Source organism: Pseudomonas sp. ANT_H4, assembly GCF_008369295.1.
Lineage (GTDB): Bacteria > Pseudomonadota > Gammaproteobacteria > Pseudomonadales > Pseudomonadaceae > Aquipseudomonas.
Genome location: NZ_VOBG01000008.1, coordinates 49,550 through 63,661 on the forward strand (window position 1 = coordinate 49,550; position 14,112 = coordinate 63,661).

General features: G+C 58.3%; 12 protein-coding genes. 4 read left to right on the forward strand and 8 right to left on the reverse strand.

The features are described 5' to 3' along the window. Nucleotides 1–27 precede the first annotated feature (27 nt). Together FQ182_RS12465 and FQ182_RS12470 are read right to left on the reverse strand one after the other, a co-directional pair. Nucleotides 28–234 carry a SlyX family protein gene (locus tag FQ182_RS12465; protein ID WP_133099580.1) on the reverse strand — a complete coding sequence of 69 codons (207 nt, stop codon included), beginning with the start codon at nt 232–234 and terminating at the stop codon, nt 28–30. Nucleotides 235–237: 3 nt separating this feature from the next. Further along, complete coding sequence (locus FQ182_RS12470; protein ID WP_149411973.1) at nt 238–663, reverse strand: HIT domain-containing protein; 426 nt, start codon at nt 661–663, stop codon at nt 238–240. A 728-nt stretch (nt 664–1,391) separates the two neighbouring features. On the opposite strand from FQ182_RS12470, the gene FQ182_RS12475 reads away from it, so the two are divergent. After that, a complete protein-coding gene (locus tag FQ182_RS12475) occupies nt 1,392–2,672 on the forward strand; it encodes an OprD family porin (protein ID WP_149411972.1) in 1,281 nt (426 codons plus the stop codon). 189 nt (nt 2,673–2,861) lie between these two features. Here the strand turns inward: FQ182_RS12475 and FQ182_RS12480 are convergent, their stop codons facing one another. Together FQ182_RS12480 and FQ182_RS12485 are read right to left on the reverse strand one after the other, a co-directional pair. After that, nucleotides 2,862–3,704: a mechanosensitive ion channel family protein gene (locus FQ182_RS12480; RefSeq protein ID WP_149411971.1), complete on the reverse strand. Its 843-nt coding sequence runs from the start codon at nt 3,702–3,704 to the stop codon at nt 2,862–2,864. 132 nt (nt 3,705–3,836) lie between these two features. Then, a complete protein-coding gene (locus FQ182_RS12485; protein WP_133099584.1) occupies nt 3,837–4,322 on the reverse strand; it encodes a YajQ family cyclic di-GMP-binding protein in 486 nt (161 codons plus the stop codon). Nucleotides 4,323–4,452: 130 nt separating this feature from the next. Between FQ182_RS12485 and FQ182_RS12490 the strand changes: the two genes are divergently transcribed. The 3 genes from FQ182_RS12490 to FQ182_RS12500 are packed head-to-tail and all read left to right on the forward strand — an operon-like array spanning nt 4,453 to nt 8,034. Further along, the gene (locus FQ182_RS12490; protein WP_149411970.1) at nt 4,453–5,370 is read left to right on the forward strand and encodes a putative 2-dehydropantoate 2-reductase; all 918 of its coding nucleotides are present in this window, start codon (nt 4,453–4,455) and stop codon (nt 5,368–5,370) included. Between the two features lie 46 nt (nt 5,371–5,416). Continuing rightward, on the forward strand, nt 5,417–7,453 hold the full coding sequence (locus FQ182_RS12495; RefSeq protein WP_149411969.1) for a HAMP domain-containing sensor histidine kinase: 2,037 nt from the start codon (nt 5,417–5,419) through the stop codon (nt 7,451–7,453). Between the two features lie 2 nt (nt 7,454–7,455). Continuing rightward, nucleotides 7,456–8,034 (forward strand): cob(I)yrinic acid a,c-diamide adenosyltransferase, encoded by a 579-nt coding sequence (locus FQ182_RS12500; RefSeq protein ID WP_149411968.1) that lies wholly within the window; start codon nt 7,456–7,458, stop codon nt 8,032–8,034. Between the two features lie 79 nt (nt 8,035–8,113). Here the strand turns inward: FQ182_RS12500 and FQ182_RS12505 are convergent, their stop codons facing one another. The 4 genes from FQ182_RS12505 to secA all read right to left on the reverse strand — a co-directional run bounded on the left by FQ182_RS12505 (nt 8,114) and on the right by secA (nt 13,913). Beyond that, nucleotides 8,114–9,058, reverse strand: coding sequence for a Nudix family hydrolase (locus FQ182_RS12505; RefSeq protein ID WP_133099588.1), 945 nt, complete (start codon nt 9,056–9,058; stop codon nt 8,114–8,116). Continuing rightward, nucleotides 9,055–9,681: a glutathione S-transferase family protein gene (locus tag FQ182_RS12510; protein ID WP_149411967.1), complete on the reverse strand. Its 627-nt coding sequence runs from the start codon at nt 9,679–9,681 to the stop codon at nt 9,055–9,057. Before FQ182_RS12510 ends, FQ182_RS12505 begins: the two co-directional genes overlap by 4 nt. Before the next feature lie 158 nt (nt 9,682–9,839). Next, on the reverse strand, nt 9,840–11,057 hold the full coding sequence (gene argJ, locus FQ182_RS12515; RefSeq protein WP_149411966.1) for a bifunctional glutamate N-acetyltransferase/amino-acid acetyltransferase ArgJ: 1,218 nt from the start codon (nt 11,055–11,057) through the stop codon (nt 9,840–9,842). 120 nt (nt 11,058–11,177) lie between these two features. After that, nucleotides 11,178–13,913, reverse strand: coding sequence for a preprotein translocase subunit SecA (gene secA, locus FQ182_RS12520; RefSeq protein WP_149411965.1), 2,736 nt, complete (start codon nt 13,911–13,913; stop codon nt 11,178–11,180). Nucleotides 13,914–14,112 lie beyond the last annotated feature (199 nt).

A 14,112-nucleotide genomic window follows, 5' to 3' on the forward strand; every position in this document is an offset into this window, starting at 1 on the left:
TTATGGCCTCAGGTTTAACCCGGCCAATCAGTAATGGGGCGGAGGCGCCTCTTCTTCGGACGACTCGAATTGACCGCCCATCTCTTCCTGGCGCTTGAGCAACGCGGACATCTGCAACTGCAGGCGTTCGACCGCCCGCTGCTGGGTGACCAAAATATCGTTCAATGTCTCAATGGTGTCATCCTGAAAGGCCAGTCGGCTCTCAAGCTCCGTCACGCGATCTTGCAGTTCCATGGTTCAGTCCTGCGCAAAAATGAAATCTGGAGGCAGTAGTTCGCGCAAACGTGCACGAATCACCTCTACCTGTTCTTCGGTATAAGGCTGTGCCGGATGCTTGCCCCAGACGGGAGCTGGCCAGGCAGCGTCATCACGCTTGCGCACGATCACGTGCACATGCAGTTGGCTAACAACATTGCCCAAGGCACCGATGTTCATTTTGTCGGCAGCAAACCCGTCATTAAGCAATTGCGCCAAGGCAGTGCTTTCCTGCCACACCTGTTGCTGGTCAGCGACATCCAACTCAAACACTTCGCTGATACCGTTGATGCGTGGCACCAAGATGAGCCAAAGGTAATTTGAGTCATTGGACAGCAGCAGGCGGCACAGGGGGAAATCCCCGATGGGCAGCGTGTCATTTTGCAGACGTGGATCTAAGGCGAACACCGCAGTCACTCCGTTCGGCTGGTCAGGTTTCAGGTGCCCAGCATACCTGCGAATGGGCCGTGCTTCACCGCCAATGCTGCGGTAACTATCGAGCCAACCAGGCGGCCGAGCACCTCGCACCAAAATGAGTCGTTTATGCCCCGAATCGTGCAAGGCTCATCCGCCAAGTACTCACCACTCGGGGTGAATGGGTAACGTTTTCGTTGGCACCTGATTTATGTCCCTGCAAAAAGGAGCAACGCTCGACCGTCAAGGCCAAACCAAACGGCGCAAAAAGCCCGTGCTTATGCGGTTTTTACAGTGCCACAGAGCTTTTCACGAAAAAATGACATTCAGTTACCGGTTTGTGCACGCTTGTTGCATTCCCACCCATATCGTCGGCAACGGCACCCAGCAGGAAGCGGGTGTTTCACGGTAGAAAACAGCAGTGAATCAATGCACACCAGGGAAGTTTTGTAACTTAGAACGCGGTATTTTTTACCGACGCTCAGAGTATTAAAAACCGCATTGAAGTTGTCAGTTTGGTTACACACAGACTGTGAGTTTGCGACATGGACCTAGCAATTTACGACAGCCTCGTAAAGAAGCTGCAAGGATAGATGGGCAAGTATCGCCAATATTGTCAGCGTGCTATAAGTTTGCGCTGACACAAAAAAGAAAGAGCCGCCCAGACAAAAATACAGGTGGGACGGCAGTACTCTTCCTAAAAACCAAAGGAGCAAATCACGATGCGCGTGATGAAGTGGAGCATGATCGCCCTGGCTGTTTCAGCAGGTACCTCGCAGTTCGCAATGGCGTCCGCTCAAGACGATGCCAAGGGCTTTGTTGAAGACAGTACGTTCGGTATCAACACCCGCGCGCTGTACTTTAGCCGCGATTTCCGTAACAACCCGTCGGGCCCAGGCTCGCAAAGCCGCGCCGAAGAATCTGGTCTTGGCTTCAACGCCCTTTACCAGTCGGGCTTCACCCAAGGCACCATTGGTGTCGGTGTTGACGCCATTGGCCTGCTGGGCATCAAGCTCGACAGCGGCAAGGGTCGTGCAGGCACCGGCCTGTTCCCTACAGGTTCCGACGGTCGTTCGCAAGATGACTACTCGAGTGGCGGCGCAGCGATCAAGTTCCGCATCTCCAATACCGTGCTGAAACTCGGTGACCAGTACACCACCGCTCCGGTATTCGCTTCCGATGACAGCCGTCTGCTGCCAGAGGTACCGGAAGGCATCTCTATCACCAGCAACGAAATCAAAGGCCTGAAGCTGGAAGCCGGTCACTTTACCGGTATCAAGGCACAATCACAGACCTTCAGTGACAGCCTGCACCTGACCCAAGCCGACTTCGTCGGTGCGGTGTACTCCTTTACTCCAGAGCTGACCGGTAGCCTGTACTACTCGAAAGTGGAAGATTACTTCCGCAAAATCTATAGCAACATTAACTACACCCACGCGCTGAGCGACGACCAGTCCTTCGCCATCGACTTCAACATCTACGACACCAAGAGCGACGGCCAAGGCCGGCAACGTGCCTACAAGGACGGTACAACCAAGCTCGACAACCGTGCGTTCAGCTTGCAGGGCGCCTACACCATCGGTGCTCACACCTTCACCCTGGCAGCTCAAAAGGTTAGCGGTGACGGTGACTACGGCTACGGCGTAGACGGCGGCGGCTCAGTGTTCCTGGCCAACTCCATTGCACGTTCCGACTTCAACGCCGAAGGCGAGAAGTCCTACCAAGCTCGTTACGACATCAACATGGCCACCTTTGGTGTACCAGGTCTGAGCTTCATGACTCGTTACGTAACAGGTAGCGGCGCGAACACCGCCACGACCTCGAACGGCAAAGAGTGGGAACGCGACATCGAAGCCAAGTACGTGATCCAGGAAGGCCCTGCCAAAGACCTGAGCCTGCGTATCCGCCAAGCGACATATCGTTCGTCTGATGGCGTTTACTACGGTTCGTCGTCGATCGACGAACTGCGTCTGATCGCGCAATACCCGCTGAACATCTTGTAATTGGCCGTTAGATTACGACGATGACTCAGGGCCTCGGCCCTAAATAAAAAGCCGCTCACTTGTTACAAGTGAGCGGCTTTTTATTGCGGTTATATTTCTACGCGCCCCATAACTAGCAAGCTAACTATCTAGTTTGCGGACTCAGATCAAACCTGACCATTCGGCCAAGTTCAATCCACAAACCTGTTATTACTTGGCCGGCGCTTCCTGCATAACGCGAATAACTCGCTGCGGAAATGGAATATCAATCCCAGCCGCTTTCAAACGATCACGGGCCAGTTCGTTGAACTGGAACATCACATCCCAATAATCCGCAGTCTTGGTCCAGACCCGCAGGGAAACGGTAATTGAACTGTCACCCAAGGTCGATACCACCGCTACCGGCTCAGGATCAGCCAATACTCGTGGGTCCTTGGCCAGTTCCAGCAACACTTCCCGGGCTTTCTGCAGGTCGGCTTCATAGTCGACACCCACGTCAAACACCACTTTGCGGGTAGGTTGGCGGTTAGTGTTAGTGATGATGCCGTTGGACAGAATGCCGTTGGGCACGATGACCGTCTTGTTGTCGCCCGTACGGATCACGGTATGGAAGATCTGGATGCTGTCGACAGTACCCGCAGTGCCTTGGGCTTCGATCCAGTCGCCGATACGGAACGGGCGGAACAGCAGAATCAGCACGCCACCGGCGAAGTTCGCCAGGCTGCCTTGCAATGCCAAGCCAATGGCCAGGGTCGCCGCACCGATCGCCGCGACGAACGACGTGGTTTCCACACCAATCATCGAGGCCACGCTGACGATCAGCATCACCTTGAGGACAATATTCGCCAGACTGGTGACGAAGCCCTGCAGCGCCATGTCGGCATTGCGCATGGCCAGCAAACGGCCCATCTTGTGGGTCAGCTTGTTGATCAACCACCAGCCAACGGCCAGGGTGATGACGGCCAGCAATACCCGACTGCCGTATTCCATGATCATCGGGATCCAGGCCTGGGAAGCCTTGATCAATTGGTCCACTTCAGCGTTTAAATCCATCTACTTTCTCCTGTTGAGTGGGTGTGCTGCTTTTATGGTGCCCACAGCAATCGAGCCCCGAAGGGCTCAATCGTTTCTGCAGGTTCTGGGGCGTGGGACGTCGAAAACGCCCGCAGGTTCCCCAATGCGCTATCAGTCGCGGAAATTATTGAACTGCAGCGGCATGTCGAAAGTCTTGGCACGCAAGGCGGCAATCGCGTCTTGCAGGTCGTCACGCTTCTTGCCGGTGATACGCACCTGTTCGCCCTGGATGGCGGCCTGGACCTTGAGCTTGGCGTCCTTGACGTGGGCGACGATTTTTTTCGCCATCTCCTTGTCGATACCTTCCTTGAGTACGGCTTCCTGCTTCATCAGCTTGCCGGAGGCGTAGGCGTCCTTGACTTCAAGGCACTGCACGTCGATCTTGCGCTTGACCAGCGCCAGCTTGAGGATCTCGATCATCGCTTCCAGCTGGAAATCAGCTTCAGCGGTCAGGTTGACAGTCAGGTCCTTTTCCTTGAACTCAAAGCTGCCCTTGCCTTTCAAGTCATAGCGACGGTCCAGTTCCTTGACGGCGTTCTCGACGGCGTTGGTGACTTCGTGTTTGTCCAGTTCGGATACCACGTCGAACGACGGCATGTAGTTTCTCCAATAAAAAAGGGGCGCGGCTCAGTAGAGATGGAGCAGGCCTGGCTTGCGGGTAAAATGCGCGGCCATTATAACGGTTCTTTACCCTCCTTCACTGTGAGCTTTTGCGGAGCAAAAACTGATGTCGACCACCTGGCATGTCCTTGGCGCTGGCAGTCTCGGGACTTTGTGGGCCGCGCGCCTGGCGCGTGCGGGCCTTCCTGTCAGGTTGATCCTGCGTGACAAGGCCCGCCTGGCGAGCTATCAGGCAGTCTCGGGGCTGACCCTGGTTGAGCAGGGCCAAGCCCGTACCTACCCTGTCACCGGCGAAACCGTCGACAGCCCGGAACCCATTCATCGGCTACTGGTAGCGTGCAAAGCCTATGACGCCCCAGGCGCCGTCGCACAGCTTGAACATCGCCTGGCGCCCGACGCCGAGTTGATTCTCCTGCAAAACGGCCTCGGCAGCCAGGATGCGGTCGCCGCTCAACTGCCCCTGGCACGCTGCATTTTCGCCTCCAGCACCGAAGGTGCCTTTCGCGAAAGTGACTGGTGTGTGGTCTTTGCTGGCCATGGCTACACCTGGTTGGGTGACGCCAGCCACCCCACTGCACCGCTTTGGCTGGACGATCTGCGCGGCGCAGGTATTCCCCATGAATGGAACACCGACATCCTTACTCGCCTGTGGCGAAAACTGGCGCTCAATTGCGCGATCAATCCGCTGACGGTGCTGCACCAATGCCGCAACGGCGGCCTGCAAGACCATCAGTGTGAAGTAGCGACGTTATGTGCCGAGCTGGCCGAACTGCTGGAATGCTGCGGCCAGCCTGCGGCAGCGCAGGACCTGCAGGCAGAAGTGGAAAGGGTGATCCAGGCCACGGCGGCCAATTATTCCTCGATGTATCAGGACGTCGCCAATGGACGGCGCACCGAAATCAGCTATTTGCTGGGCTATGCTTGCCAGGCAGCCACGCGCCATCAGTTGAGCTTGCCACACCTGCAACAACTGCAGGTGCGGCTGGTAAACCACCTGAGCGCACACGGATTGCCCAGCGACTGAAGCACGCGCTACCCTGCCTCCTTGTTCCTTGCCTGCGAAAACCCTGATGCCACTGCGCCAGCGCCTCGAAAATCTACCGGTTGGGCAGAAACTGCTGGCGGCCCTGCTGGTGCTGCTGACCACCGTGCTGCTGGTGGCCAACCTGACCTTTATCAGCGCCGCCTACTGGATCTCCCAGGAAAGCATGGCACCCCAGGCCTTGCAGGCCATCGGCCGGCTGGTCTCCAACCCGGCGCTCGCCACCGAAGCCCTGGACTCACCCGTCAAGGCGCAAACCCTGCTCAACGAGCTGACCAGCTATTCGCCGCTGCGGGCCGCTGCGCTGTACGACGGCGAAGGCAATCGCCTGGCGCAATTGCAACACGGTGATCGTCTGCACCTGCCGGACAACTACCGGCACATCGAAGCCTGGCGTATCACCGAATTTCGCAACAACCAGGTGATCACCCTGCCCAGCCCCGGCAAACCTTCGGGGCATTTGTTGTTGGTGGCCACCAGCGAACTACCGGTAGCCTTCTATACCGGCACCTTGACCGCCAGCCTGGGCATCTTGATTTTCAGTGTACTGTTGTGGATGGTGATTGCCCGGCAGATCAAGCGCCTGATTACCCGACCGATCCATGAACTGGAAGAGCTGTCACGCCAGGTCACGCGGGAAGAGAACTACGCCTTGCGCGCCAGTCGCGGCAACCATGACGAAATCGGCAGCCTGGCCGAAGCCTTCAATACCATGCTTTCGCGCATTGAAGCCCGTGAGCAGCAGCTCAAGCGCGCTCGCGACGACTCCCAGGCCGCCTATGACCAGGCTCAGGCCCTGGCCGAGGAAACCCGCCACACCAACCGCAAGCTGGAACTGGAAGTCCAGGTACGCAGCAAGATCGAGAAAAAACTCACGGGCTTTCAGAATTACCTGAACAGCATCATCGACTCGATGCCGTCGGCGCTGATCGCCCTGGACGAACAACTCTACGTCACCCAATGGAACCAGGAGGCCAGCGCACTTTCCGGCACCCGTCTGAACGAGGCGTTAAACCAGCCAATCTTCCTCGCCTTCGAACCGCTCAAGCCGTACCTGCCGCAACTCAAGGCAACGGTGGAACAACACACCGTGGAGCGAATCGAGCGCGTGACCTGGATCAAGGACGACGAGCCCAAGCATTACGCCCTGACCTTCTACCCACTGATGGGCGGTGCCGGACGCGGGGTGGTGATCCGTATCGATGACATCACCCAGCGCCTGTCCCTGGAAGAAATGATGGTGCAGTCGGAGAAGATGTTGTCCGTCGGTGGCCTCGCCGCTGGCATGGCCCACGAAATCAATAACCCGCTGGGGGCAATCCTGCATAACGTGCAGAACATCCGCCGCCGCTTGTCAGCGGAACTGCCGAAAAACCTTGAACACGCCAAACAGGTGGGCGTCGAACTGGACACGGTCAACCGCTACCTGCAAAGCCGTGAAGTCCCGCAACTGCTCGACGGTATCCAGCAGGCCGGTGCCCGCGCGGCAAAAATCGTCACCCATATGCTCAGTTTCAGCCGTCTCAGCAACCGCCAGATGGCCCCCTGCGACTTACCGGCGTTGATCGATCAGGCGGTGGATATTGCCGGCAACGACTTCGACCTGACCATAGGCTTCGACTTCAAGGGGCAGGCGATCATTCGCCAGTTCGACCCGCTGCTTGGCCCAGTACCCGGTACCGCCAACGAACTGGAGCAAGTGCTGCTCAACCTGTTGAAAAACGCGGCACAGGCCATCCACTTGCGGGGCGAAGACAGCGAGCCTGGGCGTATCATCCTGCGCACACGGCTCAACCCGCCGTGGGCAGAGATCCAGGTGGAAGACAATGGCATCGGCATGAGCAAAAACGTGCGCAAACGCACCTTCGAACCGTTCTTCACCACCAAGGAAATTGGCCAAGGCACCGGGCTTGGGCTATCGGTCTCGTATTTCATCATCACCAACAATCACAAGGGCCAGATGGAAGTCCATTCGACTCAGGGCCAAGGCACGTGCTTCACCTTGCGCCTGCCCTTGACGGGCAGCCAGCTCGCCCCTCACGAACTCACTCAACTGGAGCGCTAACCATGGGCTTTCGCCTGTCGAAAATTTACACACGTACCGGCGACAAGGGCGAAACGGGCCTGGGCGACGGCCGCCGTGTGCCCAAGGATCACCCACGGGTGGAGGCCATTGGCGAAGTCGATGCGCTGAACAGCCAGTTGGGTTTGCTGCTGGCCGGGCTTGAGGAACAGAGTGGTCAGCATCCGGCCTTGAAGGATGTGATCGAAGTGCTGACACCTTGCCAACACCGCTTGTTCGACCTGGGCGGTGAGTTGGCGATGCCGGTGTACAAGGCGCTCAATGCCGCCGAAGTTGACCGGCTAGAGGCCGCGATTGACCGCTGGAACGAAGAGGTTGGCTCGCTGGAAAACTTCATCCTGCCCGGCGGCTCGGCATTGATTGCCCAGGCCCATGTGTGCCGGAGCCTGGCACGCAGTGCCGAGCGCCGCTGCCAGCATCTAAACGCAGTAGAGCCGCTGGAAGGCGTAGGCCTGGCTTATATCAACCGGCTATCAGACTTGCTGTTTGTGGCAGCGCGGGTGATTGCCAAGCGCCAGGGAGTGGCCGAGATTTTATGGCAGGCGGCGGCGAAGCCTCATTGATGATCAGTTGATTCTGAGGACGGCGGTGTGGCCGACGTAGCCTCGCTGGGGCTCGACAACTGCGTCCACACCTGGCGCCTCAAACTTCAGGCCAGAACGCCCGAATGCCTGCCACACCTTGAGCGCCGGTTTCCCAGGCTTTTTCCAGCTCGGCGGGCCCAACGCCACCTAACAGAAACACCGGTTTGCTGAACCCGCTGATCAACTGCGCCGCCTGCTCCCAACCCAACGGCTGTGCATCGGGGTGAGTCTGGGTCGGTTGCACGGGCGACAGCGTGACAAAATCCACATCCATCAACTCGGCCAGCGCCAGCTCTTCGGCATCGTGGCAGGACGCCGCCAGCCAACGGTCCTTAGGCAGCGGCCGGCCCTTGCTGGCGTACTTGCGCAGTTGCGCCGAGGTCATGTGCCAGCCAGCCGAGGGAAAGTCTCCCAGCCACTCAAACGGCCCCTTGAGCATCAGTTGCGCCTTACCCGCACACAGGCCCACAGCGTCCACCGCCAAGTCGCGGTATTTTGGGTCATAACCATTGGGCGCACGTAACTGAACCAGCTTGATGCCGCCGGCAATGGCTTTCTGGATACCGCGCAGCAGGGTCGGGGTTTCCAGTTCACCGGGAGTGATCAGGTATTGGGCAGGCAACCGCGCCGCTGCGACGATCGGCGCATTGGCCGCCGGGAACTCATAGTTCACTAGGTCCCGGGGAGCAACCCATTCAAGTGGCTGCCCTTCGGCGCCATGGGGCTCGCCGGTAAAGGCCGAGACTTCCCAGACATCCAGCAACACCTGCTTGTCCGGGTAATCATGTTGCACCTTGATCAACGGCCGGGCCGCGGTGACCAGAATGCCCAGCTCTTCCTGCAGCTCTCGGCTCAGCGCCGTGGCAACCGATTCACCGGCCTCCACCTTACCGCCGGGAAACTCCCAGAGACCGCCCTGATGCTGGATGTCGGCACGACGTGCCAGCAGAATCCTGCCGTCTACGCCCCGGATGACCGCTGCTGCTACATGAACTCGTTTCACCGTACTACTTCCTCTAAACCGGCCTTATGCCAGGCCTTGAAGGCTGGCCATTGGTAAATCGTCTCGACGTAGGCCGCGTCCACTGCCGACAGCTCTACCTGATAGGTACGCAGGCGTACGGCAATTGGTGCGAAATACGCATCCACCAGGCAGGCACCGCCAAACAGGAATGGGCCAGTCTCAGTGGCAACGGCGCGGCACTCGGCCCACAAGGCGGTCATGCGCTGGACTTCCACCTGCACATCAGCCAGCACCGGTGACAGCGGCGCGTTGCGGCTCAGGTCAAACGACATATTGCCGCGAATCGCGAAGAAACCACTGTGCATCTGCGCGCAGGCCGAGCGGGCCTGAGCACGGGCGGCAATGTCTTTGGGCCACAATTGGGCGCCCGGAAACTGTTCATTCAGGTATTCGGCAATTGCCAGGGAGTCGCCAATCACGCCGTGCTCGGTTTTCAACAGCGGTACTTTGCCGGTGGGCGAGTATTTGAGAACGCGTTCGCGGGTGTCCGGTTGATTGAGCTTGATCAGTTCTTCGCTGTAGTCAACGCCAGTCAGCTCAAGGGCCAAGGCTGCACGCAAGGACCAGGAAGAATAGAGTTTGTCGCCGATGATCAGGTGCATGGGACGTCCTTTTTCATGAGGTACGAACGTTACTCTGTGGAGCAAGATTGCTCGCGAAAAACTCGAAGACGCCACTTTCTGCCAGGCAGCCAGCGATATCGTTAACGACCTTCGCGAGCAAGCTCGCTCCTACAGGAGAAAATGTAGCTTCGTGAGTATCAGGTGCGGTATTCCGCGTTGATCTTCACATACTCGTGGGACAGGTCAGTGGTCCAGATGGTTTCGCTGCACTCACCACGACCCAGCTCGATGCGGATGGTGATTTCTTCACGCTGCATCACAGCCGAACCCTGGGCTTCGGTGTAGGTCGCAGCACGGGCGCCACGGCTGGCGATGCACACTTCGCCGAGGAACACGTCAATCTTGCTCACGTCCAGATTGGGTACGCCGGCACGGCCGACAGCAGCCAGGATGCGGCCCCAGTTCGGGTCCGAGGCAAACAGCGCGGTTTTGATCAGCGGCGAATGGGCCACGGTGTAGCCCACATCCAGGCATTCCTGGTGATTGCCGCCGCCGTTGACTTCAACGGTGACGAACTTGGTTGCACCTTCGCCGTCGCGCACGATGGCCTGGGCCACGTCCATGCACACTTCGAACACCGCCTGCTTCAACGCCGCGAACAACGGGCCGGCGGAAGAGGTGATTTCCGGAAGGTTGGCCTTGCCAGTGGCGATCAACATGCAGCAATCGTTGGTCGAGGTGTCGCCGTCGATGGTGATGCGGTTGAACGACTTGTTGGCGCCGTCCAGCAGCAGGTTTTGCAACACGTCACGGGAGACTTTGGCGTCGGTGGCGATATAGCCGAGCATGGTCGCCATGTTCGGGCGGATCATGCCGGCGCCTTTGCTGATACCGGTGACAGTGATGGTCACGCCTTCGTGCTCAAACTGGCGGCTCGCGCCTTTGGGCAGGGTATCGGTGGTCATGATCCCGGTGGCAGCAGCCGCCCAGTTGTCCACGGACAGGTCATCGAGTGCAGCTTGCAAGGCACCTTCGATTTTCTCTACAGGCAGCGGCTCACCAATCACGCCGGTGGAGTACGGCAGCACTAGATTGGCATCGACGCCAGTCAGTTCAGCCAGCTTAGCGCAGGTACGCGCGGCAGCGGCCAGGCCTGGCTCGCCGGTACCGGCGTTGGCATTGCCGGTGTTGGTCAACAGGTAGCGCACCGGGCCTTCGACCCGTTGTTTGGCCAGGATCACCGGAGCTGCGCAAAACGCGTTCAGGGTGAATACGCCGGCGACGGTCGAGCCTTCGGCACAGCGCATCACCACTACATCCTTGCGCCCCGGGCGCTTGATGCCGGCCGAAGCGATACCGAGTTCAAAACCGGCAACCGGGTGCAACGTGGGCAAAGGACCAAGACCAACAGCCATGAATGCGCTCCTTAAAATGTTTGATGTCTGCGCCGTCGTCATCGACGGTGATTAAATGGCAAAACGCCGCGACGGCTGATGCCGGTCGCGGCGCGGGGTGTTTCTTGTCAGCGGAAAATCTTAGTCGATTTTACCGTGGCAATGTTTGTACTTTTTGCCCGAACCGCAGAAGCACAGTTCGTTGCGGCCCAGCTTCTGCTCGTTGCGCACCGGAGCTTGAGCCAAGGCCACATCGACCTCCTCGCCCAAGGCTTCCGAGTGCTCCAGACCAGGCGCTTCGTCGTGCTGGAACTGCATACGGGAGGCCAGTGCTTCGGCTTCCTGACGCAGGCGAGCTTCTTCTTCGATCGGGTCTTCGCGACGCACCTGAACGTGGGACAAGACACGAATCGAATCGCGTTTGATCGAATCCAGCAGCTCGGAGAACAGCGTGAACGACTCGCGCTTGTACTCCTGCTTCGGGTTCTTCTGGGCGTAGCCGCGCAAGTGAATACCGTGACGCAAGTGATCCATGGTCGCCAGGTGGTCTTTCCACAGGTCGTCTAGTACGCGCAGAACGATTTGCTTCTCGAACGTGCGCAGTGCTTCTGCACTCGCCTGCTCTTCTTTCTCGTTGTACGCGGCCAGCAATTCGGCCATCAGTTTTTCGCGCAGGGTTTCTTCGTACAGGTGATCGTCTTCGTCAAGCCATTGCTGGACCGGCAAGTCCACACCGAAATCGCTCTTCAACGCCGCTTCCAGGCCAGCAACATCCCACTGTTCAGGCAGGGACTGTGGAGGAATGTGGGCGCTGACGGTGGCGCTCAGTACGTCCTGGCGGAAGTCGGCGATGGTTTCGCCAATGTTAGTGGCGGCCAACAAACTGTTACGCATGTGATAGATCACTTTACGTTGTTCGTTGTTGACGTCATCGAATTCGAGCAGTTGCTTACGAATGTCGAAGTTGCGACCTTCCACCTTGCGTTGGGCCTTCTCGATCGCGTTGGTCACCATGCGGTGCTCAATCGCTTCCCCGGACTGCATGCCCAGGGCTTTCATGAAGTTCTTCACCCTATCCGAGGCGAAGATACGCATCAGGCTGTCTTCCAGAGACAGGTAGAAGCGGCTGGAACCGGCATCACCCTGGCGACCGGCACGACCACGCAACTGGTTGTCGATACGGCGCGATTCGTGACGCTCGGACGCAATCACCTGCAAGCCACCGGACTCCAGCACTTGCTGGTGACGCTTCTGCCAGTCAGCCTTGATCTGGGCGATCTGCTCAGGGGTCGGGTTGTCCAGGGAAGCCACTTCCACTTCCCAGTTGCCGCCCAACAGGATGTCGGTACCACGACCGGCCATGTTGGTGGCGATGGTCAGTGCGCCTGGGCGACCGGCCTGGGCAATGATCTCGGCTTCCTTTTCGTGGAACTTGGCGTTGAGAACCTTGTGCTCAATGCCTTCCTTTTCGAGCAGGCTGGACATGTGCTCGGATGTTTCGATGGTTGCAGTACCCACCAGCACCGGACGGCCCTGGGTCATGCATTCCTTGATATCGGCAACGATGGCGGCGTACTTCTCGTCAGCCGTCAGGAACACCAGGTCGTTGAAGTCTTTACGCGCCAGCGGTTTGTTCGGCGGGATGACCATCACCGACAGACCGTAGATCTGGTGGAATTCGAACGCTTCGGTGTCGGCTGTACCGGTCATGCCGGACAGTTTGTTGTACAGACGGAAGTAGTTCTGGAAGGTGGTCGAGGCCAACGTCTGGCTTTCGGCCTGGATGTTGAGCACTTCCTTCGCCTCGATGGCCTGGTGCAGGCCTTCCGACAAACGACGACCGTGCATGGTACGGCCGGTGTGTTCGTCGACCAGTACGACCTGGCCGTCCTGGACGATGTATTCGATGTTGCGATGGAACAGCTTGTGGGCGCGCAGGCCGGCATACACGTGGGTCAACAGGCCCAGGTTATGCGACGAGTACAGGCTTTCGCCTTCAGCCAGCAGGCCGACGCGGGTCAGCATCTCTTCGATGAACTGGTGACCGGCTTCGTTGAGTTCGACCTGGCGGGTCTTCTCGTCGACGGTGTAGTGGCCAGCCTTGGTCACTTCGCCTTCGACTTCTTCAACGTGCAGTTCCAGCTGCGGGATCAACTTATTGATCTCGGTGTAGAGCTTGGAGCTGTCCTCGGCCTGCCCTGAAATGATCAGTGGGGTACGGGCTTCGTCGATGAGGATGGAGTCGACTTCGTCGATCACGGCAAAGTTGAGTTCACGCTGGAATTTTTCTTCCATGCTGAACGCCATGTTGTCGCGCAGGTAGTCGAAACCGAATTCGTTGTTGGTGCCGTAGGTGATGTCGGCAGCGTAGGCCAGGCGTTTCTCTTCCGGCGGCTGGAACGGCGTTACGACGCCGACGGTCAGGCCGAGGAATTCATACAGCGGGCGCATCCAGTTGGCGTCCCGGCGAGCCAGGTAGTCGTTCACCGTCACAACGTGCACGCCCTTGCCGGACAATGCGTTGAGGTAAACGCCCAGGGTTGCCACCAGGGTCTTGCCTTCACCGGTACGCATTTCGGCAATCATGCCTTCATGCAAGGTCATGCCGCCGATCAACTGGACGTCGAAGTGGCGCATGCCCATGACACGCTTACCGGCTTCACGGGCGACCGCAAAGGCTTCGGGAAGTAGCTTGTCGAGGGTTTCACCTTTGGCTATGCGGGCCTTGAACTCTTCGGTCTTGGCGCGCAATTGCTCGTCCGAAAGGGCAACCATCTGCTCTTCGAAGGCATTGACCAGCTGCACCGTCTTGAGCATGCGTTTGACTTCGCGCTCATTCTTGCTTCCAAAAAGTTTCTTTAACAAAGGCGCAAACATATCGGCAGGTTCTTCCACACATAGGGATGGAGGGCGCCCCGTGAGTCGCCCGAGCAGCCCTCATGGCCGCACGCGAACGAGCATTCTACCCGGAAACGTGGGTGAGGAAAGTGGCGTTATTCCACGATGCTGGCACGGCGCTCTAAGAGGGCTTGTTTAAAATAAGGGCTTTTTGCTGAACTTCAACCCATTGGGGTAA